This window comes from Nocardioides sp. YIM 152588 (assembly GCF_040191335.1).
Taxonomy (GTDB): Bacteria; Actinomycetota; Actinomycetes; order Propionibacteriales; family Nocardioidaceae; genus Nocardioides.
This window is the reverse complement of record NZ_JBEGDJ010000001.1, coordinates 1-25586: the sequence shown is the minus strand read 5'-3', so window position 1 is coordinate 25586 and position 25586 is coordinate 1. Positions and strand designations below refer to the sequence as shown.

General features: G+C 73.1%; 26 protein-coding genes. 7 read left to right on the top strand and 19 right to left on the bottom strand.

Going from position 1 to position 25586, the window contains the following annotated elements:
* Positions 1–84 precede the first annotated feature (84 nt).
* Positions 85–1557, bottom strand: coding sequence for a glycine hydroxymethyltransferase (locus ABLM29_RS00130; protein ID WP_349711234.1), 1473 nt, complete (start codon positions 1555–1557; stop codon positions 85–87).
* A gap of 373 nt (positions 1558–1930) precedes the next feature.
* Here ABLM29_RS00130 and ABLM29_RS00125 point away from each other — a divergent pair, with 373 nt between their 5' ends.
* The 4 genes from ABLM29_RS00125 (at position 1931) to ABLM29_RS00110 (ending at position 5418) form a co-directional block, all read left to right on the top strand.
* A complete protein-coding gene (locus ABLM29_RS00125; protein WP_349711232.1) occupies positions 1931–3652 on the top strand; it encodes a nitrite/sulfite reductase in 1722 nt (573 codons plus the stop codon).
* Entirely contained in the window at positions 3649–3810 is a 162-nt protein-coding gene (locus ABLM29_RS00120; RefSeq protein ID WP_349711231.1) for a hypothetical protein, read from the top strand. The genes ABLM29_RS00125 and ABLM29_RS00120 overlap by 4 nt, the downstream gene beginning before the upstream one ends.
* Positions 3807–4553 (top strand): phosphoadenylyl-sulfate reductase, encoded by a 747-nt coding sequence (locus ABLM29_RS00115; RefSeq protein ID WP_349711229.1) that lies wholly within the window; start codon positions 3807–3809, stop codon positions 4551–4553. Before ABLM29_RS00120 ends, ABLM29_RS00115 begins: the two co-directional genes overlap by 4 nt.
* Positions 4554–4674: 121 nt before the next feature.
* Positions 4675–5418 (top strand): sirohydrochlorin chelatase, encoded by a 744-nt coding sequence (locus ABLM29_RS00110; protein WP_349711227.1) that lies wholly within the window; start codon positions 4675–4677, stop codon positions 5416–5418.
* A gap of 98 nt (positions 5419–5516) precedes the next feature.
* Here ABLM29_RS00110 and ABLM29_RS00105 read toward each other — a convergent pair whose 3' ends face one another.
* The 13 genes from ABLM29_RS00105 to hutH form a co-directional block, all read right to left on the bottom strand.
* On the bottom strand, positions 5517–5939 hold the full coding sequence (locus ABLM29_RS00105; RefSeq protein ID WP_349711225.1) for a DUF3037 domain-containing protein: 423 nt from the start codon (positions 5937–5939) through the stop codon (positions 5517–5519).
* The gene (locus ABLM29_RS00100; protein ID WP_349711223.1) at positions 5936–6700 is read right to left on the bottom strand and encodes a HipA family kinase; all 765 of its coding nucleotides are present in this window, start codon (positions 6698–6700) and stop codon (positions 5936–5938) included. The genes ABLM29_RS00105 and ABLM29_RS00100 overlap by 4 nt, the downstream gene beginning before the upstream one ends.
* On the bottom strand, positions 6700–7545 hold the full coding sequence (locus ABLM29_RS00095; protein ID WP_349711221.1) for a PPK2 family polyphosphate kinase: 846 nt from the start codon (positions 7543–7545) through the stop codon (positions 6700–6702). The genes ABLM29_RS00100 and ABLM29_RS00095 overlap by 1 nt, the downstream gene beginning before the upstream one ends.
* Positions 7546–7632: 87 nt before the next feature.
* On the bottom strand, positions 7633–8148 hold the full coding sequence (locus ABLM29_RS00090; RefSeq protein ID WP_349711218.1) for a phosphoribosyltransferase: 516 nt from the start codon (positions 8146–8148) through the stop codon (positions 7633–7635).
* Positions 8138–8698, bottom strand: coding sequence for a regulatory protein RecX (locus tag ABLM29_RS00085; protein WP_349711216.1), 561 nt, complete (start codon positions 8696–8698; stop codon positions 8138–8140). Before ABLM29_RS00085 ends, ABLM29_RS00090 begins: the two co-directional genes overlap by 11 nt.
* On the bottom strand, positions 8698–9738 hold the full coding sequence (gene recA / locus ABLM29_RS00080; protein WP_349711214.1) for a recombinase RecA: 1041 nt from the start codon (positions 9736–9738) through the stop codon (positions 8698–8700). The genes ABLM29_RS00085 and recA overlap by 1 nt, the downstream gene beginning before the upstream one ends.
* 275 nt (positions 9739–10013) lie before the next feature.
* Positions 10014–11327 carry an MFS transporter gene (locus tag ABLM29_RS00075; RefSeq protein WP_349711212.1) on the bottom strand — a complete coding sequence of 438 codons (1314 nt, stop codon included), beginning with the start codon at positions 11325–11327 and terminating at the stop codon, positions 10014–10016.
* A complete protein-coding gene (locus ABLM29_RS00070; protein ID WP_349711210.1) occupies positions 11324–11518 on the bottom strand; it encodes a DUF3046 domain-containing protein in 195 nt (64 codons plus the stop codon). The genes ABLM29_RS00075 and ABLM29_RS00070 overlap by 4 nt, the downstream gene beginning before the upstream one ends.
* Positions 11519–11685: 167 nt before the next feature.
* Complete coding sequence (gene hutI / locus ABLM29_RS00065; protein WP_349711842.1) at positions 11686–12861, bottom strand: imidazolonepropionase; 1176 nt, start codon at positions 12859–12861, stop codon at positions 11686–11688.
* Between the two features lie 8 nt (positions 12862–12869).
* The gene (locus tag ABLM29_RS00060) at positions 12870–14204 is read right to left on the bottom strand and encodes a formimidoylglutamate deiminase (protein WP_349711208.1); all 1335 of its coding nucleotides are present in this window, start codon (positions 14202–14204) and stop codon (positions 12870–12872) included.
* The gene (locus tag ABLM29_RS00055; protein ID WP_349711206.1) at positions 14201–15430 is read right to left on the bottom strand and encodes an allantoate amidohydrolase; all 1230 of its coding nucleotides are present in this window, start codon (positions 15428–15430) and stop codon (positions 14201–14203) included. Before ABLM29_RS00055 ends, ABLM29_RS00060 begins: the two co-directional genes overlap by 4 nt.
* A complete protein-coding gene (gene hutU, locus ABLM29_RS00050) occupies positions 15427–17094 on the bottom strand; it encodes a urocanate hydratase (RefSeq protein ID WP_349711204.1) in 1668 nt (555 codons plus the stop codon). The genes ABLM29_RS00055 and hutU overlap by 4 nt, the downstream gene beginning before the upstream one ends.
* Positions 17091–18632, bottom strand: a complete 1542-nt coding sequence (gene hutH / locus ABLM29_RS00045) for a histidine ammonia-lyase (RefSeq protein WP_349711202.1) — start codon at positions 18630–18632, stop codon at positions 17091–17093. Before hutH ends, hutU begins: the two co-directional genes overlap by 4 nt.
* Before the next feature lie 147 nt (positions 18633–18779).
* Between hutH and ABLM29_RS00040 the strand changes: the two genes are divergently transcribed.
* On the top strand, positions 18780–19595 hold the full coding sequence (locus tag ABLM29_RS00040) for an IclR family transcriptional regulator (RefSeq protein WP_349711200.1): 816 nt from the start codon (positions 18780–18782) through the stop codon (positions 19593–19595).
* Between the two features lie 9 nt (positions 19596–19604).
* On the opposite strand, the gene ABLM29_RS00035 is transcribed toward ABLM29_RS00040, so the two are convergent.
* The 5 genes from ABLM29_RS00035 to ABLM29_RS00015 form a co-directional block, all read right to left on the bottom strand.
* On the bottom strand, positions 19605–20207 hold the full coding sequence (locus ABLM29_RS00035) for a DM13 domain-containing protein (RefSeq protein WP_349711198.1): 603 nt from the start codon (positions 20205–20207) through the stop codon (positions 19605–19607).
* An 83-nt stretch (positions 20208–20290) separates the two neighbouring features.
* A complete protein-coding gene (locus tag ABLM29_RS00030) occupies positions 20291–21097 on the bottom strand; it encodes an ABC transporter permease (protein WP_349711196.1) in 807 nt (268 codons plus the stop codon).
* The gene (locus ABLM29_RS00025) at positions 21094–21921 is read right to left on the bottom strand and encodes an ABC transporter permease (RefSeq protein WP_349711194.1); all 828 of its coding nucleotides are present in this window, start codon (positions 21919–21921) and stop codon (positions 21094–21096) included. Before ABLM29_RS00025 ends, ABLM29_RS00030 begins: the two co-directional genes overlap by 4 nt.
* 8 nt (positions 21922–21929) lie before the next feature.
* Positions 21930–22904: an ABC transporter ATP-binding protein gene (locus tag ABLM29_RS00020; protein WP_502889124.1), complete on the bottom strand. Its 975-nt coding sequence runs from the start codon at positions 22902–22904 to the stop codon at positions 21930–21932.
* Positions 22905–22946: 42 nt separating this feature from the next.
* The gene (locus tag ABLM29_RS00015; protein WP_349711191.1) at positions 22947–24464 is read right to left on the bottom strand and encodes an HsdM family class I SAM-dependent methyltransferase; all 1518 of its coding nucleotides are present in this window, start codon (positions 24462–24464) and stop codon (positions 22947–22949) included.
* A 139-nt stretch (positions 24465–24603) separates the two neighbouring features.
* Here ABLM29_RS00015 and ABLM29_RS00010 point away from each other — a divergent pair, with 139 nt between their 5' ends.
* Positions 24604–24807 carry a DUF6290 family protein gene (locus ABLM29_RS00010; RefSeq protein ID WP_349711189.1) on the top strand — a complete coding sequence of 68 codons (204 nt, stop codon included), beginning with the start codon at positions 24604–24606 and terminating at the stop codon, positions 24805–24807.
* Positions 24804–25187: a type II toxin-antitoxin system death-on-curing family toxin gene (locus tag ABLM29_RS00005; protein WP_349711187.1), complete on the top strand. Its 384-nt coding sequence runs from the start codon at positions 24804–24806 to the stop codon at positions 25185–25187. The genes ABLM29_RS00010 and ABLM29_RS00005 overlap by 4 nt, the downstream gene beginning before the upstream one ends.
* Positions 25188–25586: the final 399 nt, after the last annotated feature.

Here is a 25586-nt window from a genome sequence, read left to right as displayed (position 1 = left end):
GCAGTCGCCGCCAGGCCGGCCCGGGGCCCGGGCCGGCGCTGGCGGCGGCGTTGGGGTCGGCGTCCGCCGGACCCTCGGGGTCGCTCAGACCAGCTCCAGGCCCGGGTACAGCGGGTGCTTGTCCAGCATCTCGGCCGAGGCCGCCCGGGTCCGGTCCGCGACACCGTCGCCGAGCAGGTACGACGCCTTCGACGGCGCGCCGGCCTTGGTGGTGCCCGCCTCGGTGTCGGAGAGCACGCCCACGATCAGCTCGGCGACGCGGTCGAACTCGTCGTGGCCGAAGCCGCGGGTGGTGAGCGCCGGCGTGCCCAGCCGGATCCCGGAGGTGTACCACGCGCCGTTGGGGTCGGACGGGATGGAGTTGCGGTTGGTGACCACGCCGGCCTCCAGCAGCGCGGACTCCGCCTGGCGGCCGGTGAGGCCGAAGGAGGTGACGTCGAGCAGCACCAGGTGGTTGTCGGTGCCGCCCGTGACCAGGCCGGCCCCGCGCTTGAGGAAGCCCTCGGCGAGCGACTGGGCGTTGTCGGCGACCCGCTGGGCGTAGTCGGCGAACGAGGGCTGGCGCGCCTCGGCCAGCGCGACGGCCTTGGCGGCCATCACGTGCGAGAGCGGGCCGCCCAGCACCATCGGGCAGCCGCGGTCCACCGAGGAGGCGTACTCCTCCTGCGCCAGCACCAGGCCGCCGCGCGGGCCGCGCAGGGACTTGTGCGTCGTGGTGGTCGTGATGTGGGCGTAGGGAACGGGGTTCTCCTCGCCGGTGAAGACCTTGCCGGCGACGAGGCCGGCGAAGTGCGCCATGTCGACCATCAGGGTGGCGCCGACCTCGTCGGCGATCTCGCGCATCTTCGCGAAGTTCACCCGCCGCGGGTAGGCGGAGTAGCCGGCGACCAGCACCAGCGGCTTGAACTCCTTGGCCTTCGCGCGGACGGCGTCGTAGTCCAGCAGCCCGGTCTCCGGGTCGGTGCCGTACTGCTGCTGGTGGAACATCTTGCCGCTGATGTTGGGGCGGAACCCGTGCGTGAGGTGGCCGCCGGCGTCCAGCGACATGCCGAGCAGGCGCTGGTTGCCCAGCTCGTGGCGCAGGGCCTCCCAGTCGGCCTCGGAGAGGTCGTTGACGTTCTTGGCGCCGTACTTCTCGAGCCAGGGGCCCTCCACACGGTGGGCCAGGATCGACCAGAAGGCGACCAGGTTGGCGTCGATGCCCGAGTGCGGCTGCGCGTAGGCGTAGGGCGCGCCGAAGAGCTCGCGGGCGTGCTCCGCGGCGAGCGCCTCGACGGTGTCGACGTTCTGGCAGCCGGCGTAGAAACGGTGGCCGACCGTCCCCTCGGCGTACTTGTCGGAGAACCAGGTGCCCATCGTCAGCAGCACGGCCGGGGACGCGTAGTTCTCCGAGGCGATCAGCTTGAGCGAGGCGCGCTGGTCGGCCAGCTCCTGGCGGGTGGCCGCGGCGACCCGCGGCTCGACGCCCTCGATCACCTGCAGCGCCTGCTGGTAGGCGCTCGAGACGAGGGCGGCGGAGGCGGAATCAGAGGGGGTCACGGCGGCGTTGTCGCTCATGGCGCACAGCGTATCCGCGGCCCGGCCGACCGGGCACCACGGCCGGCCGGCGCGGACGATGGCGTCGTAGCCGATGTGACCTCCGTCGCACTCCGGCGCGGATCAGGCGTAACGCGGCCGAGATTTGTCTTGATAATTGAGACGGCTGTCCACAACATGAGATCAGGCGTTGTGGGCCCGGCGTCCGCAGGGTGAGACTCGTTGACATGGTCTCCGCTGCAACGCACGCCTTCCTCGTGGTACGTCGCCACGTGGACCTCGGGCGCACCCGCAGCGCGATGTGTTGGCCCCGCTGATCCCACAGCAGACCTCCCCCACATCCGCGCGCCCCGACGAGGCCGGCGCGCCCCTCAGCGAAGGACCGAACCCCGGCATGTCCGACCTGCGTTTCCAGGCCAAGAAGGCACAGGCCACCGAGATCCCCCGCCCCCGTCGCGCCGAGGGCCAGTGGGCGCTCGGCTACACCGAGCCGCTCAACAAGAACGAGCAGTCGAAGAAGGACGACGACCCGCTCAACGTCCGGGCCCGGATCGTGCACATCTACTCCAAGCGCGGCTTCGACTCGATCGACCCGGCCGACCTGCGCGGCCGGTTCCGCTGGATGGGTCTCTACACCCAGCGCAAGCCCGGGATCGACGGCGGCAAGACCGGCTCGCTCCCCGAGGAGGAGCTGGACGACCGCTACTTCATGCTGCGGGTCCGCTCCGACGGCAAGCTGCTCAGCGCGGACGCCGTCCGCGCGCTCGGCAGCATCGGCGTCGACTACGCCCGGGACACCGCGGACGTCACCGACCGCGAGAACATCCAGTACCACTGGATCCGGATCGAGGACGTCCCGGCGATCTGGGACCGGCTCGACGAGGTCGGCATGCACTCGCTGGAGGCGTGCGGCGACTCGCCGCGGCCGTTCCTCGGCTCGCCCGTAGCCGGCGTCGCCGCCGACGAGATCATCGACGGCACCCCGGCGCTGGAGGAGATCGAGCGCCGCTACATCGGCAACCCCGAGTTCTCGAACTTCCCGCGGAAGTTCAAGACGGCGCTCACCGGGCACCCCAGCCACGACGTCTCCCCCGAGACCAACGACGTCGCCTTCGTCGGCACCGTGCACCCCGAGCACGGTCCGGGCTTCGACGTCTGGGTCGGCGGCGGGCTGTCGACCAACCCGATGCTGGCCCAGAAGCTCGGCGTGTGGGTGCCGCTGGCCGACGTCCCCGACGTGTGGTCCGCCGTCGCCGGCATCTTCCGCGACTACGGCTACCGCCGCCTGCGCTCGCGCGCCCGGCTCAAGTTCCTGGTCGCCGACTGGGGCGTGGAGAAATTCCGCGAGGTGCTCGAGAACGAGTACCTCGGCCGCACGCTGGTCAGCCTCGACTCCCCCGGCTCCCCGGTCGGGCACCGCGACCACATCGGCGTGCACCAGCAGAAGGACGGCAACGTCTACATCGGCGTGGCCCCGACCGCGGGCCGCGTCTCCGGCAGCATCCTGGTGGCGCTCGCCGACCTGATGGACCGGCACGGCGTCGCCGGCGCCCGCCTGACGCCGTACCAGAAGATCGTGCTGATCGGCGTCGCGCCCGAGCGCGTCGACGCGCTGCTCGACGGGCTGGACGCGATCGGGCTGTCGGGCCGGCCGTCCCAGTGGCGCCGCAACACCATGGCGTGCACCGGGATCGAGTTCTGCAAGCTGGCGATCGTCGACACCAAGAACCGCGCCCGCGACCTCGTCGCGGAGCTTGAGCGCCGCTTCCCCGAGCTGGACGTCCCGATCTCGGTCAACGTCAACGGCTGCCCGAACGCCTGCGCCCGCACGCAGGTCGCCGACATCGGCCTCAAGGGTCAGCTCGTGCTCGACGAGGACGGCAACCAGGTCGAGGGCTTCCAGGTGCACCTGGGCGGAGCGACCGGGCTGCACGCCAACTTCGGCCGCAAGCTGCGGGCGCACAAGGTGACGAGCGCCGGTCTCGACGACTACGTCACCAGCGTCGTCACCAACTTCCTCACCGACCGGGCCGAGGGCGAGACCTTCACCACCTGGGCCGCCCGCGCGGACGACGACCTGCTGCGCGGCGACAAGACATTGGAGCCGATCGGATGAGCGCCGGAGGCGCCGGCGAGCGGGCCGTCCCGTTCCACTGCCCCTACTGCGGGGAGACCGACCTCTTCCCCGCGGAGAAGGGCTGGGAGTGCCGGGCCTGCCTGCGCGCCTTCACGGTGACGATGCTCGGCATGGTCCGGCCGGGTGGTGCCCGATGACCACGCGCACCACCGCCCTGGCCCGCGACTTCCGCGGCGCCCACACCGACGGTCGCTCGCCCGAGGAGCTGCGCGAGATCGTCTCGCACTGGGGTGCCGAGCTCGAGCTGGCCCCGGCCGAGGTGATCATCGAGTGGGCCGCCGCCACGTTCGGCGAGCGGTTCTGCATCACCTCCTCGATGGGGGACGCCGTGCTCGCGCACCTCGCGGCGAAGGTCGTGCCGGGGGTCGACGTGGTCTTCCTCGACACCGGCTACCACTTCGTCGAGACGATCGGCACCCGCGACGCGGTCGCGGCCACGATGGACGTCAACCTGCTCACGATCACGCCCGTCCAGAGCGTCGCCGAGCAGGACGCCGAGCTCGGCAAGGACCTCTACCGCACCGACCCCGACCTGTGCTGCGCCCTGCGCAAGGTCAAGCCGCTCGCCGAGGCGCTCTCGGGCTACGACGCCTGGGCCACCGGACTGCGCCGCGCGGAGACCCAGAACCGGGTGATCGCGCCGGTGATCGGCTGGGACGCCAAGAAGGGGAAGGTCAAGGTCTCCCCCATCGCTCGGTGGAGCGACGAGCAGGTCGAGCGCTACATCGCCGAGAACGGCGTCCTGGTCAACCCGCTGGTCTACGACGGCTACCCGTCCATCGGCTGCGCACCGTGCACGCGGCGCGTGGCGCCCGGCGAGGACCCGCGCAGCGGGCGCTGGGCCGGCACCGGCAAGACCGAGTGCGGGATCCACTCCTGACCGAGCCCGCCACCCACCCGCAGCACCGATCGCAGCACCGTCCGATGAAGCACCGGAAACAGCACCGCACCGAGAAGCACAGCACCGAGTAGTTCTGGAAGTCCGAGAGGAGGAGCGAGAGATGACCGCTCCCGCCCTGGTTGCCCTCGCCCATGGCAGCCGTGACCCCCGCTCCGCTGCCACCATCTCCGCGCTGGTCGCGGAGGCCAAGGCCCAGCGCCCCGACCTGCGGATCGAGAAGGCGTTCCTGGAGAAGTCCAAGCCAGGGTTCCAGACGGTCGTCGACCGGCTGGTCCGCGCCGGCTACGACGAGATCGTCGTCGTACCGCTCCTGCTCGTCGAGGCGTTCCACGCCCGCGTCGACGTGCCGGCGATGATCGCCGAGGCCACCGAGCGCCACCCCGGCCTCAAGATCCAGGCCACCGCCGTGCTCGGCCTCGAGGCCTGTTTCCTGGAGGTCCTCGACCAGCGGCTGCGGAGCGCGCTCAAGGAGGCGCGCGTCCGCGAGCTCGACGCCCTCGTGCTCGCGGCCGCCGGCACCTCCGACCCGCTCGCCAACCAGGCCGTCGCCCGGCTGGCCCGCGTGTGGGGCGCCCACCACAAGCTGCCGGTGACCGCGGCGTACGCCACGAGCGCACCGCCGGCCACCGGGGAGGCGGTGCGCGCCTTCCGCGGAGAGGGCCGGCGCCACATCGCCGTCGCCTCGCTGTTCCTCGCCCCCGGCACGCTGGTCGACAGGGCCACCGAACTGGCGCTCGAGGCCGGCGCCGTGGCCGTCTCCGAGCCGCTCGGCGCCCACCCCGAGGTGGCGCGCATCATCCTGGCCCGGTACGCCGTCGGCGCGGTCGAGCTCGTCCCCGTCTGAGGCGCGAGTCGGCACAAACTGACGGTGAGTTTGTGCCGACTCGGCGGTGAGTCTGTGCCGACTCGGGGGTGCGCTCGTCCCTGCCCGAGCGGGACGGGTCAACCGACGAGCGTCTCCAGCAGGCGCTCCAGCGTCCGGCCGGGGTCCGTGGTCACGCCTCCGTGCACCGGGCCCGGCTGCAGCACCGTGCTGCGGGGCGCCTTGAGCAGGCCGAAGCGCGTGCCCTGGTCGTCCTTCGCCAGGCGCGTGCCGTAGGCGGTCGCGCGCTGGCCGACGCCGAACGCGGCGTGCGCGTCGCCGCGGCACACCGACTCCACCGCCGCCAACGCGGAGCGGACCGCGGCCACGTCGATCCCCGGTGCGAACGCCGCCAGGCGCGCCTCGTCGACCAGCGACAGCGAGCCGAGGAAGCCACGGTCCGGGCAGTAGAGCACCACGCCGACATTGACGAACTCCTCGCGCTCCACACGCGGCACGCACCGCAGCGCGACGTACTGGTACGGCGCGGCCTCCGTGCTCACCGGGTCACCTCCGGCAGCCACGCGCGGTCGCCGCCCACCCGGGCGTGCAGGAAGTCGACGTACCGGGCGCGCACGGCCGCGGCGTCCTCCGCGCCGGGGACCGGCTCGAGCCACTCGTCGGGGATCTCGCCGACGATCCCGGCCAGGGCGTCGCGGTCCAGCAGCGCGGCGAGCTCCGCGTCCTGCTCGCGTGCGGTGCCGGCGAAGCGGGCGAAGATGTGCTCGCTCACGTCGAACGGCTGACGGGCGAACCGCTGGGGGTCGCCGGGGCCGCCCGGCCAGGAGTAGTGGAAGTACAGCGACGCCCCGTGGTCGATGGCGTAGAGGACCCCGCGCCACACCAGCAGGTTCGGGTTGCGCCAGCTGCGGTCGACGTTCGCGGTGAGCGCGTCCAGCCACAGCACGCGACCGGCCACGGCGGGGTCGGGGTCGACCGAGGAGTCGAAGCCGAAGGACCCCGGCAGGAAGTCGATGCCCAGGTTGAGGCCGGCGCTCGCCTTGAGGAGGTCCTGGACCTCCTCGTCGGCCTCGTAGCGGGCCAGGGCCGGATCGAGGTCCAGCACCACCTGGTCGGGCGTCGGGATCCCGAGGCGCCGGGCCAGCCCGGCCACGATCACCTCGGCGACCAGCACGCGCAGGCCCTGCCCGGCCCCGCGGAACTTGCACACGTAGGTCCCGAGGTCGTCGCCCTCCACGATGCCGGGGAGGCTGCCCCCCTCGCGCAGGGGCGTGACGTACCGCGTGACCATGACGGTCGGCATCACAGGTGGAGCTTCTCCTTGATCAGGCGTCGCCGCTGCTCGGCGACGTCGAAGTCGGCGACGGGCCACCGCAGGTCCAGGCCGAGCAGCGCCTCGCGCAGCAGGTGGGCGACCGCGAGGTTGCGGTACCACTTCCGGTCCGCTGGGATCACGTGCCACGGCGCGTGCTGGGTGTGGGTGCGCTCCAGTGCGATCTCGTAGGCACGCTGGTACTCCGGCCAGAGCCGCCGGTCGTCGATGTCGCCCGGGCTGAACTTCCAGTGCTTCTCCGGGTTGTCCAGGCGCTGCAGGAGCCGGCGCTTCTGCTGCTCCGGGCTGATGTGCAGCATGCACTTGATGAGCACCGTGCCGCGCTCGATCTGCTCCCGCTCCCAGGCGTTGATGGCGTCGTAGCGGCGCTCGATCTCGTCCGGCGCCGCCAGTCCCCGCACCCGTGCGGCCAGCACGTCCTCGTACTGGGAGCGATCGAACACCCCGACGTACCCGGGCTCGGGCAGCGCGTTGGTGATCCGCCACAGGAAGTCGTGGGCGAGCTCCTCGTCGGTCGGCGCCTTGAAGGACGTGATCCGCACGCCCTGGGGGTCCACCAGCCCGACCGTCGAGCGCAGCGTGCCGCCCTTGCCGGAGGTGTCCATCCCCTGCAGGACCAGCAGCACGCTGCGTTCCCCGCCGGCCTGGCCGTGGGCGAAGAGCCGCTCCTGCAGCTCGGCGAGCTCCGCGCCCAGCTTGGCCAGCGCCTTCGTCCCGGACTTCTTGCCGCCCGCGAAGCCCGGCGTCCCGTCGGCCCGGTACGACGTCAGGTCGACCTCGCCTCCGGGCACCCGCAGCGCCGCGCCGAACTTCATGGCGCGAAGCCTACTGCCGGTCGGGCCGCGTCCGACGGCACGCCCCGGCGCCCGGCACGACCGGCGTGCCCGGCCCCGAGGTCGTGCTCAGTGCGCCAGGCCGCCGCGCCGGTTGACCAGCGGCGGCAGCGAGGACCACGGGAAGTCGATCCACAGGTCGGTCGACTTCCAGGAGTACTCCGGCTTGATCACCGAGCGCGGCTTCTCGTAGACCACCGCGGTGCGGGTCTCGGCGACGTGGTCGGCGCAGAAGTCGCGGACCGCCTCGAGCGTGCGCCCGCTGTCGGCCACGTCGTCGGCGATGAGCACCTTCATGCCGGTCAGGTCGATCGCCGCCGGCGTCGGCGGCAGCATCATCGGGACGTCCAGCCGCTGGTCCACCCCGGTGTAGAACTCGACGTTGACGGCCGAGAGGTTCTTCACGTCGAGGGCGTAGGCGAGGCCCATCGCGAGACCGAGGCCGCCGCGGGCGATGGCCAGCACGATGTCGGGCTCGAAGCCGTCGTCGACGACCTGGCGTGCGAGGTCCCGCACTGCCTCCCCGAAGGCCTCGTAGGTCAGGACCTCCCGCTCCGGCGCGGCCTCGCTCATCTCAGTGCTCATCCGCCCATTCTGTGGCACCGAGCTCCTCGCGCACCACCGCGAAGGCGACGCCCGCGGAATATCCCTTCCGCGCGAGCATGCCCGTCAGTCGCCGCATCGCGACCGTCTCGTCGAGGCCGCGCATGGACCTCATCTTCTTGCGGACCAGCACGCGGGCGGACTCCGACTCGGCTCCCGGATCGACCTCGTCGAGCACGCCGCGCAGCGTCTCCTCGTCGATGCCCTTGCGGCGCAGCTCCTGCGCCAGCGCCGGGCGCGCCAACCCTCGGGTCCGCCGCCGGCTGTCGACCCAGGCGCGGGCGAACGCCTCGTCGTCGATCAGGCCGACCTCGGTGAAGCGGTCGAGCAGACGCTCGGCGATCTCCTCGGGGACGTTGCGCCGTGCCAGGCGCGCAGCCAGCTCGTGGCGGCTGCGCGCCTGACCCGTCAGCTGGTCGAGCAGGATCTTGCGGGCGATGGCCTCGTGGTCGGGCTCGGGGTCGACGTCTCGCTGCGCGTCGCCGACCCCGGGCCCCGCGCCGACGCCCTTGCCGTCACCGCTGCCCAGCATCAGAAGCTGTCGACGCCGATCGGCTCGTCGGACAGGTCGTCGACCTGCGGGGTGACGCCGAGCTTCTCCAGGATCTTCTTCTCCAGCTCGTTGGCCAGGTCAGGGTTGTCCTTGAGGAAGTTGCGGGCGTTCTCCTTGCCCTGGCCGAGCTGGTCGCCCTCGTAGGTGTACCAAGCGCCCGCCTTACGGACCAGGCCCGCCTCGACGCCCACGTCGATCAGGCCGCCCTCGCGGCTGATGCCCTGGCCGTACATGATGTCGAACTCCGCCTGCTTGAACGGCGGGGCCACCTTGTTCTTGACGACCTTGACCCGGGTCCGGTTGCCGACCATGTCGGTGCCGTCCTTGAGGGTCTCGATCCGGCGCACGTCGAGGCGGACCGAGGCGTAGAACTTCAGCGCCCGACCACCGGTGGTGGTCTCCGGCGAGCCGAACATGACGCCGATCTTCTCGCGCAGCTGGTTGATGAAGATCGCGGTCGTCTTGGACTGGTTGAGCGCACCGGTCATCTTCCGGAGCGCCTGGCTCATCAGGCGGGCCTGGAGACCCACGTGGCTGTCGCCCATCTCGCCCTCGATCTCGGCCCGCGGCACCAGCGCGGCCACGGAGTCGATGACGATCAGGTCGAGCGCGCCGGAGCGGACCAGCATGTCCGCGATCTCCAGCGCCTGCTCACCCGAGTCGGGTTGCGAGACCAGCAGGGCGTCGGTGTCGACGCCGAGCGCCTTCGCGTACTCCGGGTCGAGCGCGTGCTCGGCGTCGATGAACGCCACGATGCCGCCGGCGCGCTGGGCGTTGGCCACCGCGTGCAGGGCGACCGTCGTCTTACCGGAGGACTCCGGACCGTAGATCTCCACGACCCGGCCGCGCGGCAGGCCACCGAGGCCCAGCGCGACGTCGAGCGAGATCGCACCGGTCGGGATCACGTCGAGCGGGGCCCGGGTCTCGTCGCCCAGGCGCATCACCGAGCCCTTGCCGTAGGACTTCTCGATGTTGAGAAGGGCGGCGTCGAGCGCCTTCATACGGTCGTCAGCGGCCATGGCTGATCTCCTTGTGCTGGATTGCTGCGCGGAAGTCTTCGTCGCGTTCTTGGCGGTTTTGCGTGTCATCTCGGGCGGTGACGCTAGACCAGACCTCCGACACTTCGTCCCTCCCCCCGCCGTCCTGGGGAGGGACGCCGTGTGCTGCGTGGCGATCCCCAGGGACCGAGCCTGCGGAGGGCGGACGACGTGACGCCGGTGCTCGTCTCGCCGCTCGCTCACCGACTACGCTAGGCGAACGGGTGTTCGAACGCAGGATTTCCTCGGCGTGTCGCTCATTCGCCGCCGACGGCGGCGTCGAGGGCGGCCTCCTCGGCCGGCACGGCGTGCCGCTCCGCGTGGGCACGGACGGCGGCGCCGATCACGCCCAGGGCGAGCGCCAGGGTCACCAGCGCCAGCGTCGGGTAGCCGGCCAGGTCCACGATCAGCCCGGCGAGCGCGCCGGCGCCGGCCGCGGTCATGCCCATCACCAGGTCCGACGTGCCCTGCACGGCGGTGCGCGCCTCCAGCGGCGCGTGCTCGGCGACCAGGGTCGACGCGGAGACCATCGCGAACGACCAGCCCACGCCGAGCAGGAAGAGCCCCGCCGAGACCTGCCACGACATGCCGCTGGGCGAGGAGGCGCAGAGCAGCAGCGCCGCGATCAGCACCCCGCCCCCGGCGCCCAGCACGGGCGGCCGGCCCACGCGGTCGGCGAGGACGCCGACCAGCGGCGAGAAGGCGAACATGCCCAGCACGTGGCCGCTGATCACCAGGCCGATGATCTCCAGCTCGGCACCGCCGTGCTCCATGTGCAGCGGCGTCATCACCATCACCCCGACCATGGCCGCGTGCGCCATCGCCAGGCCGGCGATGGCGTAGCCCAGCACCGGGCGCGCGGCCACCGCCGCTCGGGCGGCCCGCCACGACGACGTACCGACCGGGGGGACGGTCGCGCCGGCGGCCGGCACCGCGCGCTCGGTCTCGGCCAGCCGCTGGGCCAGCTGCAGCGGGTCGGGGCGCAGGCCGACGGTCACCACGATCGCCGCCAGCAGCATGCCCATCGCGGCGATGGCGAACGGGCCGGCCAGCTCCGGGATGCCGACGGTCCGGGCGAAGGCGCCCGCCGGGCCGGTCAGGTTCGGGCCGGCGACGGCACCGATCGTGGTCGCCCAGACCACCAGCGACAGCGACCGGGCGCGGTCGTGGTCGGTGGCCAGGTCGGTGGCGGCGTACCGCGCGGCGCTGTTGGCCGCCGTCGCCGCGCCCAGCAGGACCGCACCACCCAGGAGCACGACCATCGACTCCACCACGCCGGCCAGGACCACCAGCGCGCCGCCGCTGGCGCCGAGCAGGTAGCCGGTGGCCAGGCCGAAGCGTCGGCCGCGGCGCCCCATCAGCCCGGCCAGCAGGAACGAGATCACCGCCGCGCCCAGCACCTGCGACGTCTGCGCGAGCCCGGAGAGCGCCTCGGAGCCCGACAGGTCGCGGGCGAGCAGCGAGGCCGTCGCGATGCCGATGGTGATGCCGATGGCGCCGACCGCCTGGGTCAGCACCAGGACGCGCACCGTCCGGCGCTGGGCCCACGCGCGGTCATGGGAGTGGCTCAACGGTCGCGCTCCGGAAGCCCGAGCGTCTCGTGGACCGCGCGCCACACCTCCTTGGGCGTCACGCCGGCGTCGAGCGCCTCGCGCGCCGTCCGGTGCTCCAGCGAGCCCATCACGACCTGGTCGGCCCATGCCGAGGCGTACCCCGCCCCGAGGTGCTCTTCCATCCGCGACCAGAACTCCGTGTGCCTCACGGGTCCATCATCCCCGACGCCTCCGAACCCCGGCGATCGGATTCCGGTCAGCACTCCGGGCCTTCCTGCCACAGCGGGGCGGCCCGAGGCGGGTAGTCCCTGACGAAAAGCACCTGAATCCCCGTCCGCGGGGTGCTTTTGGTCAGGGACTACCCCGCTCTTGGCGGTCAGCCCTCCCGGCCTTCCTGCCACACCCGGGTCACGAGCGGCACGCCAGGGCGGTACGCGAGGTGGACGTGGGTCGGTGCGTCGAGCAGGGCGAGGTCGGCGCGCGCGCCGACGGCGATCCGCCCCACGTCGTCGCGGTCCAGCGCGAGGGCGCCGGTCGCGGTCGCGGCGTGCACGGCCTCCTCGGGGGTCATCCCCATCTCCCGCACCGCCATCGCGATGCAGAACGGCAGCGAGCTGGTGTAGCAGGAGCCCGGGTTGCAGTCGCTGGCCAGCGCGACCCGCACACCGGCGTCGAGGAGCCGGCGGGCGTCCGGGTAGGGCTGGCGGGTGGAGAACTCCACGCCCGGCAGCAGGGTGGCCACCGTGCCCGAGTCGGCGAGCGCCGCCACGTCCTCGTCCGAGAGGAACGTGCAGTGGTCGACCGCGGCCAGGCCCAGCTCGCAGGCCAGGCGGACCCCCTCGCCGTACGTCAGCTGGTTGGCGTGCAGCCGCCCCCGGAGGCCGGCCGCGGCGCCGGCCGCCAGGATCCGCCGCGCCTGGTCGGCGTCGAAGGCGCCGGTCTCGCAGAAGACGTCGATCCAGCGCGCGTGCGGTGCGGCCGCCTCGAGCATCGGACCGGTGACCAGGTCGACGTAGCCGGCCGGGTCGTCGGCGTACTCGGCGGGGACCACGTGGGCGCCGAGGAACGTGGTCTCCGGCGTGGCCTCGCGGGCGATCCGCAGTCCGCGGGCCTCGTCCTCCACGCTCAGGCCGTAGCCGGACTTGATCTCCACCGTCGTCGAGCCCTGGCGCCGCATCTCGTCGACCAGCCGGGCCACGTTGGCGCGGAGGTCGTCGTCGCTCGCACCGCGGGTCGCCGCCACCGTGGTGCGGATGCCGCCGGCGGCGTACCGCTCCCCCGCCATCCGGGCGCGGAACTCCAGCGCCCGGTCGCCGGCGAAGACGAGGTGGCTGTGGCTGTCCACGAAGCCGGGGATCACGGCGCGGCCGCCGGCGTCGATCCGGGTGTCGGCGTCGGGGGCGTCCGAAGCGCGGCCCACCCACGCGATCCGCCCGCCCTCCCAGACGACCGCCGCGTCGGCGAGCGTCGCCAGCGGACCGGCACCGGTGCCGTCGAGCGTCGGGTCGTTCGTGGCCAGCTCACCGATCCCGGTCAGCAGCGTCGCGGTCATCTGGGTGCTCACTTCCCCGTCGTGGTCCACAGTCGTCCGATGGCGCGGCCGAGGTCCGCGCCCACCTGTGGGTGGTCGCCCTCGAAGACGACCCGCCCGTCCACCATCACCCGCCGGACGTCGGCCGGCGCGGCGGCGTACACGGCCGTGTGCTGGTCGGCTCCGCTGCCCGCGGTCCGCGGGCTCTCCGGGTCGATCGTGACCAGGTCCGCCGGCTCGCCCACCGCGATCCGACCCGCGCCGAAGCCGAGCAGCTGGTCGGCGGTGAACCGTCCGCGCCGGATCGAGGCGAGGCGCTCGTGGCCCTCCAGGGCACGCATCTCGTCGAACGGGTCGATGATCGCCTGGCTGTCGCTGCCGAGGCTGAGCCGCACGCCGGCGTCGTGCAGCGCCCGGGCGGGGCCGATCCCGTCGCCGAGGTCGCGCTCGGTGGTCGGGCAGAAGCTGACCTCGGTGTCGGTCTCGGCGAGCAGCCCGACGTCGTCGGCGGTCAGGTGCGTGGCGTGCACCGCGGTGGTCTCCGGGCCGAGCGCGCCGGCCTCGGCGAGCAGGCGGACCGGGGTCATCCCGTACGCCGCCAGGCAGGCCTCGTTCTCGGCGGGCTGCTCCGAGACGTGGATGTGCAGCTGCCGGCCCTGCGTCGCCTTCGCGACCGTGGCGAGCTGGTCCCGCGGGACCGCGCGCACGGAGTGGATGGCGCCGCCGACCCGGTCGTGCTCGATGTCGGCCACGCGCGCCGCCCACCGGTCGGCGTCCCCGTCGTCGAAGCGCCGCTGCAGCGGTCCCAGGGGCTGGCCGATGCCGCCGGCCAGGTAGCAGGTGTCGATCAGGCGGAGCCGGATGCCGGCCTCGGCCGCCGCGGCGACGACCGCGTGCCCCAGGGCGTTCGGGTCGTCGTACGGGGTGCCGTCGGGCTGGTGGTGGACGTAGTGGAACTCGCTCACCGAGGTGTAGCCGGCCGCCACCATCTCGGCGAACGTGGCGCGGGCCAGGTCGAAGTAGGTGTCCGGGTCGAGCCGGTTGGCCACCTCGTACATCCGGTCGCGCCACGTCCAGAAGCTGCCCTGGCCGACCTGGACGCGGCCGCGGAGGGCGCGGTGGAAGGCGTGGCTGTGGGTGTTGGTGAAGCCGGGGAGGGTGAGGCCGGGGATGGGGGTGGCGGAATCACCGGTCGACCGGTGATTCCCGCGCTTGACAGGCGTTGCAACGCCCGTCAAGCGCGGGAACTGCCCGTCCGGCGTGACCGGAGTGACGGCAGTGAAGACGCCGTCCTCGACCTCGACGAGCACGTCGTCGCACATCGCGCCGTCGACCCACGCCCGCTCCAGCAGGTACGCCGTCACGCCGCCCCCTCCTCGACCGGCCCGGGGCCGGGACCGGTGACCAGCCCGGTCAGCGCCGTCGCCAGCGCCTCGACGCCGGCCAGGCAGTCGTCCATCCCGGCCGACTCGTCCGGCGCGTGCGAGACCCCGGTGGGGTTGCGCACGAAGAGCATGGCGGTCGGGATGCCGGCCTCCTGCAGCACGCCGGCGTCGTGGCCGGCGATGCTGGGCAGCACCGGGACCGATCCACCGAGCAGCCCGTCGACCCGCCCCCGCAGTACCGGGTCGAAGGTGACTGCTCCGGTGACCGACTCGGGGGTCACGGCCAGCGAGGTGCCGTCGCGCTCGGCGCGGGCCCCCGCCTGCCGCTCGATCTCGGCCACGAGCCCGGCCATGCCCTCCGGCGAGTCCGCGCGCGCGTCGAGCCAGCCGGTGACCCGTGACGGCACCACGTTCGTGCCGTTGGGCGCGACCTCGACGCGGCCGAACGTGGCCCGCTGCCCCGACAGCCGGGCCTGCTTGTTCGCCGCCAGCGCCGTCATCGCGTAGGCGAGCATCGGGTCGGCGCGGTCCTCCATCCGGGCGGCGCCGGCGTGGTCCGCGCGGCCGGTGAAGTCGAAGCGCCACCGGCCGTGCGGCCAGATCCCGCTCGCGGTCCCCACCGCCGCGTCGCGATCCACCAGCCCACGTCCCTGCTCCACGTGGAGCTCGACGTAGGCCCCCACACCCCCCAGCCAGGCCGAGGGGTCCCCACCCTCGACCACGTCACCCAGGCGGACGCCGTCGGCGTCCGTGAGCGAGCGGGCGTCGTCCCAGGACGCCGCTCCCACCGCCAGCCGCGAGCCGAGGCAGGCGCGGCCGAACCGCGACCCCTCCTCCTCGGCGAAGACGCCGATCCCCAGCGGCCGGTCCGGCCTCACCCCGGCCGCGACCATCCGGTCGTACGCCGCCAGCGCGGACACCACTCCCAGCGGGCCGTCGAACGCGCCGCCGTCGAGGACGCTGTCCAGGTGGCTGCCGGTCAGCACCGCGGGGCCCTCGACGCCGGCCGGCCGCCACCAGGCGACCACGTTGCCGAAGCGGTCATCCTCGACCGACAGCCCGCGCCGCGTCGCCTCCTCGACGAACCAGGCGCGCAGCTCGCCCTCGGCGCTGTGCCAGGGCTGGCGGAAGTAGCCCCCGCTGGCCGCCGACCGTCCGATCGGCAGCAGCGAGGACCACATCTCCTCGAAGTCCGGAACGGTCATCGCGGAACCCGCACGCCGCGCTCGGCGGCGACCTCCTCGGCCCGCTCGTAGCCCGCGTCGACGTGGCGGATGACGCCCATGCCCGGGTCGTTGGTGAGCACGCGCTCGATCTTCTGCGCGGCGAGCTCGGTGCCGTCGGCGACGATCACCTGGCCCGCGTGGATCGAGCGGCCGATGCCGACCCCGCCGCCGTGGTGCAGCGACACCCAGGTGGCGCCGGAGGCGGTGTTGACCAGGGCGTTGAGCAGCGGCCAGTCGGCGATCGCGTCGGAGCCGTCGGCCATCGCCTCGGTCTCGCGGTAGGGCGAGGCGACCGACCCGCAGTCGAGGTGGTCGCGACCGATCACGATCGGGGCCTTGAGCTCACCGTTGGCGACCATCTCATTGAACTTCAGGCCGGCCTTGTGCCGCTCGCCGTACCCCAGCCAGCAGATCCGGGCGGGCAGGCCCTGGAACTCGACGCGCTCCTCGGCCATGGTGATCCAGCGGCGCAGCTTCTCGTTCTCCGGGAAGAGCTCGAGGATCGCCTTGTCGGTGGCGGCGATGTCGGCCGGGTCGCCCGACAGCGCGGCCCAGCGGAACGGGCCCTTGCCCTCGCAGAAGAGCGGCCGGATGTAGGCGGGCACGAAGCCGGGGAAGTCGAAGGCCCGGTCGAAGCCGCCCTTGCGCGCCTCGTCGCGGATCGAGTTGCCGTAGTCGAAGACCTCGGCGCCGCGGTCCATGAAGCCGACCATCGCGGCGACGTGCGCGGCCATCGAGGCCTGCGCCTCCTTGGTGAAGCCGACCGGGTCGGCCTCGCGGCGCTGCTGCCACTCCTCGAACGGCACGCCGACGGGGAGGTAGAACAGCGGGTCGTGGGCGGAGGTCTGGTCGGTGACGATGTCGATCGGCGCCTCCATCTCCAGCAGCTGCGGGAGGATCTCGGCGGCGTTGCCGAGCACGCCGATCGAGAGCGCGCGGCGCTCGTCGCGGGCCTGCACCGCCAGCTCGAGGGCGTGCTCGAGGGAGTCGGCCTCCACGTCGAGGTAGCGGGTCTCCAGGCGGCGCTGGATGCGGTGCGGGTCGCACTCGATGCAGATCGCGACGCCGTCGTTCATGGTGACCGCGAGCGGCTGGGCGCCGCCCATGCCGCCGAGGCCGGCGGTCACGGTGATGGTGCCGGCCAGGGTGCCACCGAAGCGCTTGTCGGCGACCGCGGCGAAGGTCTCGTAGGTGCCCTGCAGAATGCCCTGGGTGCCGATGTAGATCCACGAGCCGGCCGTCATCTGGCCGTACATGGTCAGCCCGAGGTCCTCCAGCCGCCGGAACTCCTCCCAGTTGGCCCAGTCGCCGACCAGGTTGGAGTTGGCGATCAGCACGCGCGGGGCCCACTCGTTGGTCCGCATCACGCCGACCGGCTTGCCGCTCTGGACCAGCAGCGTCTCGTCGGGCTCGAGGTCGCGCAGGGCGCGGACGATCGCGTCGTACGCCTCCCACGAGCGCGCAGCGCGGCCGGTGCCGCCGTACACGACGAGGTCGGCGGGGTTCTCCGCGTTGTCGGGGTCGAGGTTGTTCATCAGCATCCGCAGCGCGGCCTCGGTCTGCCACGACTTCGCGGTCAGCTCGGTGCCGGTGGCGGCGTGGATGGGCAGGCGCGGGTTGTCCTGCTGGGTCAGGTCGGTCATGCGAGTTCTCCGATCACGTTCTCGGCGGCCCGGAGCACCGCGCCGTCGCGGACGAGGTCGACACAGGTGGCGATCTCGGGGGCCAGGAAGCGGTCCGTGCCCGGGCCCTCGATGCCGTGCTCCCGGAGCAGGGAGACGACGGCGCCGGTGGCCGGGGACGGGTCGAGCGGGGCGCGCAGGTCGAGCGCGCGGGCGGCGGTGAGCACCTCGACGGCGATCACCCGGGTGAGGCCGTCGATCGAGCGGCGCAGCTTGCGGGCGGCCGACCAGCCCATCGACACGTGGTCCTCCTGCATCGCGCTGGAGGGGATCGAGTCGACCGAGGCCGGGACCGCGAGGCGCTTGAGCTCGGAGACGATCGCGGCCTGCGTGTACTGGGCGATCATGTGGCCCGAGTCGACGCCCGGGTCGTCGGCGAGGAACGGCGGCAGGCCGTGGTTGCGGGCCTTGTCCAGGAACCGGTCGGTACGGCGCTCGCTGATGCTGGCGATGTCGGCGGCCGCGATCGCGAGGAAGTCGAGCACGTAGGCGACGGGGGCGCCGTGGAAGTTGCCGTTGGACTCGACGCGGTCGCCGACCACGACGGGGTTGTCGACGGCGCTGGCGAGCTCGACGCGGGCGACGCTGGCGGCGTGGGCCATGGTGTCGCGGGCGGCGCCGTGCACCTGCGGGGTGCAGCGCAGGGAGTAGGCGTCCTGGACCCGGTTGCAGTCGGGGCCGCGGTGCGAGGCGACCACGCCGGAGTCGGCCAGCAGCGCGACCAGGTTGGCGGCGGAGGAGGCCTGGCCGGGGTGCGGGCGGATCGCCTGCAGCTCGGCGGCGAAGACGCGGTCGGTGCCGAGCTGGCCCTCGACGCTCATCGCGGCGGCGATGTCAGCGGTGCGCATCAGGCGGCCGAGGTCGTCCAGGGCCATCACCAGCATGCCGAGCATGCCGTCGGTGCCGTTGATGAGGGCCAGGCCCTCCTTCGCGGCCAGCTCGACGGGCGTGAGGCCGGCGGCGGCCAGTGCCTCGGCGGCCGGCATCAGCGTCCCCGCGGCGTCGCGGACGTCGCCCTCGCCGAGCAGCGCCAGCGCGCAGTGCGAGAGCGGGGCCAGGTCGCCGGAGCAGCCCAGCGAGCCGTACTCGTGGACGACCGGGGTGATCCGGTGCGTGAGCAGGTCGGCGAGGAGCTGGGCGGTCGCCGGCCGGACGCCGGTGTGGCCGGTGGCCAGGGTGGAGAGCCGCAGCAGCATCAGCGCGCGGGTCACCTCGGCCTCGACCTCGGGGCCGGAGCCGGCCGCGTGCGAGCGGACCAGCGAGCGCTGGAGCTGGGCGCGGAGCTCGTTGGGGATGTGACGGGTGGCCAGGGCGCCGAAGCCGGTGGAGATGCCGTACGCCGGCGTCGGGGCGGACGCGAGGTCCTCGACGACGCCGCGGGCGTGCTCGATGGCCTTCTGCGCTTCCTCGGTGAGTCGCACGCCGGCCCCGTCACGGGCCACGGCGATCACGTCGGCGAACGACACCGGTCCGGTGCCGACCTCGATGAACTGCTGCATGCCTCCATCAAACGCCCACCGGGTGGCCCGGACCAGCCACCCGTGGCACCCTAGTGTCTCGGATACGAGACATTCCGGGTCGTGTGCCTGAGGCCCCGCCAGGCCGGGGTCTCAGGCACACGACCCACCCCCGACGCAGGAGGACCGATGAGCAACGTGCCGGCGGCCACGCGAGCCCTCCGGGTGCTGCGCTTCCTGGCCGCCCAGCCCGAGCCGGTCCCCGTCGACCGGATCGCCCGCGAGGTCGGCATCCCCCGCTCGACGACCTACCACCTGCTGACCGCCATGGCCGACGAGGGCTTCGTGGTGCACCTGCCCGACGAGCGCCGGTACGGCGTGGGCGTGGCCGCGTTCGAGGTCGGCTCCGGCTACGTGCGCCAGGAGCCGCTGCAGCGGGTCGCGCGCCGCCCGCTGGCCGCCCTGGTGGACCGGGTCGGGCAGTCGGCGCACCTGGCCGTGCCCCACGGCCGCGACGTGCTCTACGTGATCGAGGAGCGGGCGCCCGGCCGCCCGCCGCTGGTCACCGACGTCGGCGTACGCCTGCCGGCGCACCTGACCGCGAGCGGCCGCGCCATCCTGGCGGACCTGCCGGCGGCCCAGGTGCGGGCGCTCTACCCGGACCGGTCGGCCTTCATCGACCGGCACGGGCTCGGGCCGGACGGCCCGCGGGCGCTGCGCAGCCTGCTCACCGACACCCGGGCCCGGGGCTACGCGACCGAGGCGGGCGAGATCACGCCCGGCTTCGCGTCGGTCGCGGTGGCGGTGCACGACCACAACGGGCACCCGGTGGCCGCGATCGCCGTCACCTACCCCGACTCCCCCGGGACCGGTCGGCCCGAGGGCGCCGCGGGCGCCGCGGGCGCCGCGGGCCCGGCCCAGGAGATCAGGGAGACCGCGGAGGCCGTGACCAGGACGGCCCGCGCCATCACCGCACGGCTGCGCGGCGCCGCCCGCCCGCGCTGAGCGGTGGCTTCAGGCCGCCATGCCGCTCACGTCGGCGGTCCCGAACGCCACGTTGAACTGGTCGCACCAGATCACCACCGACGTCAGCCCGGCCAGGTCGGCGCCCTTCGGGATCTCGTAGTTCTGCGAGCCCTGGTTGCCCTTCAGCTCCCCGAGCCGCACGTAGTCGCCGTCGTCGTAGATGCCCCAGGAGCCGAAGCACCCGTTGCAGTCACCGCCGCTGGGCTGGTCGGTGATCCACACGTGCAGGTCCGGGCCGTTGGAGGTGTCGAGGTCCTCCAGCCGCAGGTAGCGGCTGCCGTCGTCGCGGCGGTAGACGACCGCGGTCCCCGACGTGCCGTGCTCGGCGTCGATGAACTTCCCGCGGGCCAGCTCCACCCGGGTCGGCCCGGTGGGCGTCTCCTCGGATCCGTCGGCCGACGGGGCCGGCGACGGGATGCTGGTGTCACCGATGCCGCCGGTCGCGGTGCTGACCACCTCGGCCGCGTCGTCGGCCTCCTCGACGGTCTCGTCGATGAAGAGCAGCCAGGGCTGGAAGAGCAGCATCCCCGCCACCAGGACCACCAGTGCGACCCCGCCGAGGGTCCACCACACCGTCCGCTTCCGACTCATCCGTCCTCCGTTCGCGGATCGTCCGCCCCAGCCGTCGTGCCCAGCCATCATGCCCCGCGCCGGCCCACCGGTGGGGAGCCGCCTCAGGTCAGCAGCAGGCGGTCCAGACGGCGGCGCACCACGGCCAGCCCGATCGCGCCCATCACCAGCAGGTAGACCACCGAGACCAGCGAGGCGGCCGACGGGGTACCGAGGGTGAGCTCGCGACAGAGCACGACGCCGCGGTAGAGCGGGGTGCACTCGACGATCCAGCGCACCGGGCCGGCGAACGTGTCGACCGGGAAGAAGGTCGCCGAGAAGAGGAACAGCGGCAGCTGCACCAGCGTGATCTTGTCGAAGTCCTGGAACGTGCGCATCCAGGTGGTGGCGGCCATGCAGACCGCGCTGAACGCGAACCCGATCAGCACCGCGGCCGGCAGCGCGAGCAGCGCCCACCACGACTCGATCAACCCCATCGCGAGCATCACCAGCAGGAACGCGGCGGCGTACACACTCCCCCGCAGCTGGCCCCACGCGATCTCCCCGCGGGCCACGTCGCGGGTGGTCATCGGGGTGGCCAGGATCTGGTCGTAGAGCTTCAGGTACCGCAGCTTGAAGAACACGTTGTACGTCGAGTCCAGCAGCGCCCCGTTGAAGGCCGAGGCCGCCAGCATCCCGGGCGCCACGAAGGCCGCGTAGGACACCTCGCGGCCGCCGACGGTGAACCCCTCGACGAGCGCGCCGACCCCGATGCCGATGGAGAACAGGTAGAAGACGGGCTCCAGGAAGCCGGTGAGGAAGAGCTTCCAGGCGCGGCGGTAGCAGAGGAAGTTGCGCAGCACGAGCAGCCGGACCGCCGCCCATCGGGTCAGCGGTGCGGGTGCGGCGGCCGGGCCCGCGAGGGCGGTCACGTGATCATCCGTTTCGTGAGGCCCGAGACCGACCACCGCCAGCCGATCGCGGCGAGCACCAGCAGCACGCCGGCGTTGACCGCGGCGACCCACCAGGTGACGTTGTCGAGGGCGAACATCCGGGACAGGTTGACCCCGTGCCACAGCGGCGTCAGCCGGGCCGCCCAGGCGCCGACCTCGCCCAGGTTGGAGACCGGGAAGAAGGCACCGGAGAAGAGGAAGAGCGGGAAGACGCCGAGCCGGAACAGCACCCCGAAGGCCTGGTCGTTGGTGACCCGGGTGGAGAAGCCGTAGACCAGCGTCGCGAACGCCGTGCCGCACAGCACCTGCGCGCCGAACGCCAGGAGCGGGCCCCACCAGGTCGCGAAGACCCCGAACGGCACCATCACCAGGGTGTAGAGACCGCAGGTCGCCGCCAGGTGCAGCACCACGGAGGAGAGGTGGGCGCCGACCACGTGACGCGGCTCCAGCGGCGTGGCCAGCATCGACTCGTAGATCCGCTGCCACTTGATCATGCCCATCACCGGGTAGGTGGTCTCGGAGACCGCGGTCTGCATCGCGTGCGCCGCGATCAGGCCGGGGACCACGAAGGCCAGGTACGACGTCGCGCCCTCGAGCCGGGCGGGGTCGGCCTCGATGAAGCCGCCGAGCAGCACACCCATCGCGATCACGTACAGGAACGGCGAGAGGAACGAGGAGACCAGGACGCCGCGCCAGGTGCGCCGCCACAGCGTCGCCCAGTAGTCGGCCTGCCGGCCGATCCCCTGCCACAGGCCGAGCGACGTGCGGGGCGCGAGGACCGGGTGCTCGAGCGTGCCGTCCATCAGACCCCTCAGTCCACCAGGGTGCGGCCGGTGAGCCGGAGGAAGACGTCCTCCAGCGTGGAGCGTCGGACCAGGGTCGCCAGCGGGACGAGCCCCCGCTCGTGCACCCGGGTGACGACCTCCTCGCCGTCGTGCGCGTAGACGAGCAGACGGTCGGGCAGCACCTCGACGCGCTCCCCGAGGTCCTCGACCTTCGCGGCGAGCGCGTCGTGCTCTCCGACGCCGAACCGGAGCTCGGCGACCTCACGCGTCGAGTGCTCCCGGATCAGGTCCTGCGGGGCGCCCTGGGCCACGATCAGCCCCTTGTCCATCACCACCAGCCGATCGGCCAGCTGCTCGGCCTCGTCCATGTAGTGGGTCGTGAGGACGAGCGTCACCCCGGACTGCTTGAGCCGGAACAGCTGGTCCCACAGCAGGTGCCGCGCCTGCGGGTCGAGACCGGTCGTCGGCTCGTCGAGCAGCAGCAGCTCGGGGCGGTTGACCAGGGACCGGGCGATGGTGAGCCGCCGCTTCATGCCGCCCGAGAGCTCCTCGACCATCGCGTGCGCGCGGTCGGTCAGCTTCGCGAACTCGAGCAGCTCCCCGACCCGCTCCCGGATGACGGCCTTGGGCAGGCCGAAGTAGCGGCCGTAGACGTAGAGGTTGTCGGCGACGTCGATCTCGATGTCGAGGTTGTCCTCCTGCGGGCAGACGCCGAGCCGCCCGCGGATGGCGGGGCCGTCGACCGCGGGGTCCATGCCGAGGATCCGCAGCTCGCCGCCGCTGACCGGCGAGACCGCCGCGATCATCCGCATCGTGGAGGACTTGCCCGCGCCGTTCGGGCCGAGGAACGCGAAGACCTCGCCGCGGCGGACGTCGAGATCGATGCCCCGGACCGCCTCGAAGCCGCCGAACGACTTGCGCAGGCCGCGCGCCCAGATCATCGACCCGGTCGCGGGATCCGCCGTCTCCGCGGCGCTCGTCGAGGGCTGGGGCTGCTGCACCCGATCGATCCTAGGAGGCCCCTCCGACGGTGGGCGACCGGGTTATCGGCGGGTCCCGGCCGCGGCCCGGTCGCCGCGCGGCAGCCGGTCGCGCCACCACGCCAGCACCTCCGCGCCGTCGCCCTCCGGGTCGAGGCCGTAGGCGCGGGTCATCGCCGCGCCGACGGCGGCCAGCACCTCGGGGCGCTCGTCGGACGGCGCCTCCTGCGCGCGCCGAGCCAGCTCGGCGCCCTCGGCCCAGGCCGTGCGGTCGGTCGGCAGCGGCAGGCCGGACAGCTGGCGGGCGCTGACCTTGATCGAACCCGGGGTGAGCCCCGTGCCGAGGTAACGGGCGGCTGCGTCCGCGACGACCGGCGGGGCCAGCGTGAGGGCGAGCACCCGCCACAGGACTCCGGGCTCCGGACCCCTGGGTACGACGGTGAGCACCGGCACGGACGGCAGCCAGCCGCCCGCCGCGTCGGCGACGGCCTCGATCACCCGCCCCTGGGCGGCGACCAGCACCTTGGGCACCAGCCGCGCCTCCGCCCACCGTGCCAACGCCGGGTCCGGCCCGGCGCGGAGGGCGGCGAGGTCGACCAGCGGGGCGTCGTACGGGTTGCGGGCGAAGCGGGTCGGCACGCTCCCCCAGCGCGGCTCGGCCGGGTCGATCAGGCCGCTGGTCACCAGCGGCGCGTGGTCGGGTGGCGGCGCGGCCACCTCGCCGGGGCGGGCGTCGCGGACGTAGGGACGCAGCCCGTAGTACTGGTCGCGGAAGTCGGCCGTGCAGGCGGCGACGTCACCGAGCACCCCGGCAGCGGTGGGCAGGTCCACCGCGGGGATGCCGAACGAGGGCGCCGCGAGCGCGCCCCACCCGTCGGGCCCGACACCGCCGGTCGCCCCGGCCCGGACGACCGGCACGCAGGTGAGCACCGGGGTCCCCTCGAACACCGGCCGCTCGTGGCACCAGAAGTCGACGACCGCGCCGCGCTCGGCGACCCCGGCGCGGACCGGGCCGGCGTCGCGGGCGGCCAGCACCGACAGCGGCTGCACCAGGGCGACGATCCCGCCGGGACGCACCAGGGAGAGCGACCGGTGCAGGAAGGCCGCGCTGGTGTCGGTGTAGGCGCCCAGGCCACCCGTCTGTCCCGCCGTACGGCGGCGCAGCTGGCCGAGGAACGGCGGGTTGCCGACGACGGCGTCGAACGCCTCCCCCGCCCAGGACTCCAGCCCGTCGGCCACCCGCACCCGCGCGGCGATCTCCTCGGCCGGCACCGTCGGGTCCAGCGCCGCGAGCCGGGCGCGGGCCAGGCGGACGGCCTCGGGGTCCAGGTCGGAGCCGTGCACCGCGCGCACGTCGCCGAGGCGCCGCGCGGCCGCGACCAGGAAGTGGCCGGTGCCGCACGCCGGGTCCAGCACGCGCCGGGTCTCCGGCGTCAGGGCGCGGTCGAGGATCCAGGCGACCAGCGCGGGCGGCGTGTAGAACGCGCCCCGGGCGCGGCGGTCGCCGCGGGCGTCGCCGAGGGCGGCCTCGTAGGCCGCGGCGGCGGCCTCCGCGCTCTCCCGGTCCGGTTCCTGCGACACGCCTCGGGAGCGTAGTTGCCGGGGCGCGGCGAGCGGGTGCGACCCGCCCGCTCCGCAGACGCGGGTCCTGGGCACTACGACCTGCCGTCCAGCTGGATTTGGGCCGGCCGAATGGTGTCATGCCTGATACCGTTGCAGCATGGCGATGACCCTGCGGCTGACCGCTGACGAGACGGAGGCGCTGCGCCGCCGCGCTCAGATGGAGTCACGGTCGATGCAGGAGGTGGCCCGGCAGGCCGTGCGCGAGTACGTCGAGAACCACAGCCGCGCCGAACTCCTGGACCAGATTCTCGATGACGAGCTGCCGCGCTACGCGGAGGCACTGGAGCGCCTCGGTCAGTGATCTACCTGACCCTGACCGAGTTGCTCCACGTCGCAGAGCGAACACTCGGCCCGGAGGTGCCGGTCCGCGATCCCGGGCTCCTGGAGTCCGCCCTGGCGCGTCCGCAGGCGTCCGTGTTCGGCGCCGATGCCTATCCGAGCGTCGAGGACAAGACAGCAGCGCTGTTGCACTCGCTGGCGCGCAACCATGCCCTGGTCGACGGCAACAAGCGCCTGTCGCTGGCGGCCACGATCGCCTTTCTGGGGCTCAACGGCCTCCGGCTCACGCTGACCAACGATCAGGCGTACGACGTGATCATCGAGGTGGCCTCAGGACAACTGGACGACGTCGGTGACATCGCCGAGCGGGTCCGGAACGGGACCGAGCCGAGGCGCCGCTAGACAGCTCGGCAACCGTGCGTCCCGCCTCGTGCGAAGGCGCTCCCCTGGTGCATCGCGAGCCGCTCCCGTCCCGGTACGTACCTCCGGACAGGTCGTGCGGGAGGCGGCGTCGCCGATCGTGGTGCGGACCTGGCGGTCATGTCTGACGTTCGACTTCTTGGGTGAGGACGCGCGGGCGGCGGCGGGCGTGGGTCGTGTGCCCGAGAGCCCGCTATACCGCTGGCTGGGGCACACGACTCGAGACGGGCTGGGGTGCGGATGGGTCGTGTGCCCGGGAACCCCGTATTCCGATGTGTTGTGTCTCGGGACATCGCGGACACATATGTCTCAAGACATCGCGGACACTTTCCTACCGCGGGGGTTGGCTGACTGGTAGCCCGCTCGTGATTTCAGGTCGAA

Bases quoted from the DNA above. Each gene is read 5' to 3' on its own strand.
- ABLM29_RS00010 (WP_349711189.1), top strand. From the start codon at position 24,604: ATGGCGATGACCCTGCGGCTGACCGCTGACGAGACGGAGGCGCTGCGC.
- ABLM29_RS00120 (WP_349711231.1), top strand. From the start codon at position 3,649: ATGAGCGCCGGAGGCGCCGGCGAGCGGGCCGTCCCGTTCCACTGCCCC.
- ABLM29_RS00095 (WP_349711221.1), bottom strand. From the start codon at position 7,545: ATGAAGTTCGGCGCGGCGCTGCGGGTGCCCGGAGGCGAGGTCGACCTG.
- hutH (WP_349711202.1), bottom strand. From the start codon at position 18,632: ATGCAGCAGTTCATCGAGGTCGGCACCGGACCGGTGTCGTTCGCCGAC.
- ABLM29_RS00035 (WP_349711198.1), bottom strand. From the start codon at position 20,207: ATGAGTCGGAAGCGGACGGTGTGGTGGACCCTCGGCGGGGTCGCACTG.
- ABLM29_RS00025 (WP_349711194.1), bottom strand. From the start codon at position 21,921: ATGGACGGCACGCTCGAGCACCCGGTCCTCGCGCCCCGCACGTCGCTC.
- hutI (WP_349711842.1), bottom strand. From the start codon at position 12,861: ATGACCGCGACGCTGCTGACCGGGATCGGTGAGCTGGCCACGAACGAC.
- ABLM29_RS00090 (WP_349711218.1), bottom strand. From the start codon at position 8,148: ATGAGCACTGAGATGAGCGAGGCCGCGCCGGAGCGGGAGGTCCTGACC.
- ABLM29_RS00110 (WP_349711227.1), top strand. From the start codon at position 4,675: ATGACCGCTCCCGCCCTGGTTGCCCTCGCCCATGGCAGCCGTGACCCC.
- ABLM29_RS00115 (WP_349711229.1), top strand. From the start codon at position 3,807: ATGACCACGCGCACCACCGCCCTGGCCCGCGACTTCCGCGGCGCCCAC.
- hutU (WP_349711204.1), bottom strand. From the start codon at position 17,094: ATGACCGACCTGACCCAGCAGGACAACCCGCGCCTGCCCATCCACGCC.
- ABLM29_RS00085 (WP_349711216.1), bottom strand. From the start codon at position 8,698: ATGCTGGGCAGCGGTGACGGCAAGGGCGTCGGCGCGGGGCCCGGGGTC.
- recA (WP_349711214.1), bottom strand. From the start codon at position 9,738: ATGGCCGCTGACGACCGTATGAAGGCGCTCGACGCCGCCCTTCTCAAC.
- ABLM29_RS00040 (WP_349711200.1), top strand. From the start codon at position 18,780: ATGAGCAACGTGCCGGCGGCCACGCGAGCCCTCCGGGTGCTGCGCTTC.
- ABLM29_RS00125 (WP_349711232.1), top strand. From the start codon at position 1,931: ATGTCCGACCTGCGTTTCCAGGCCAAGAAGGCACAGGCCACCGAGATC.
- ABLM29_RS00100 (WP_349711223.1), bottom strand. From the start codon at position 6,700: ATGCCGACCGTCATGGTCACGCGGTACGTCACGCCCCTGCGCGAGGGG.
- ABLM29_RS00130 (WP_349711234.1), bottom strand. From the start codon at position 1,557: ATGAGCGACAACGCCGCCGTGACCCCCTCTGATTCCGCCTCCGCCGCC.
- ABLM29_RS00055 (WP_349711206.1), bottom strand. From the start codon at position 15,430: ATGACCGTTCCGGACTTCGAGGAGATGTGGTCCTCGCTGCTGCCGATC.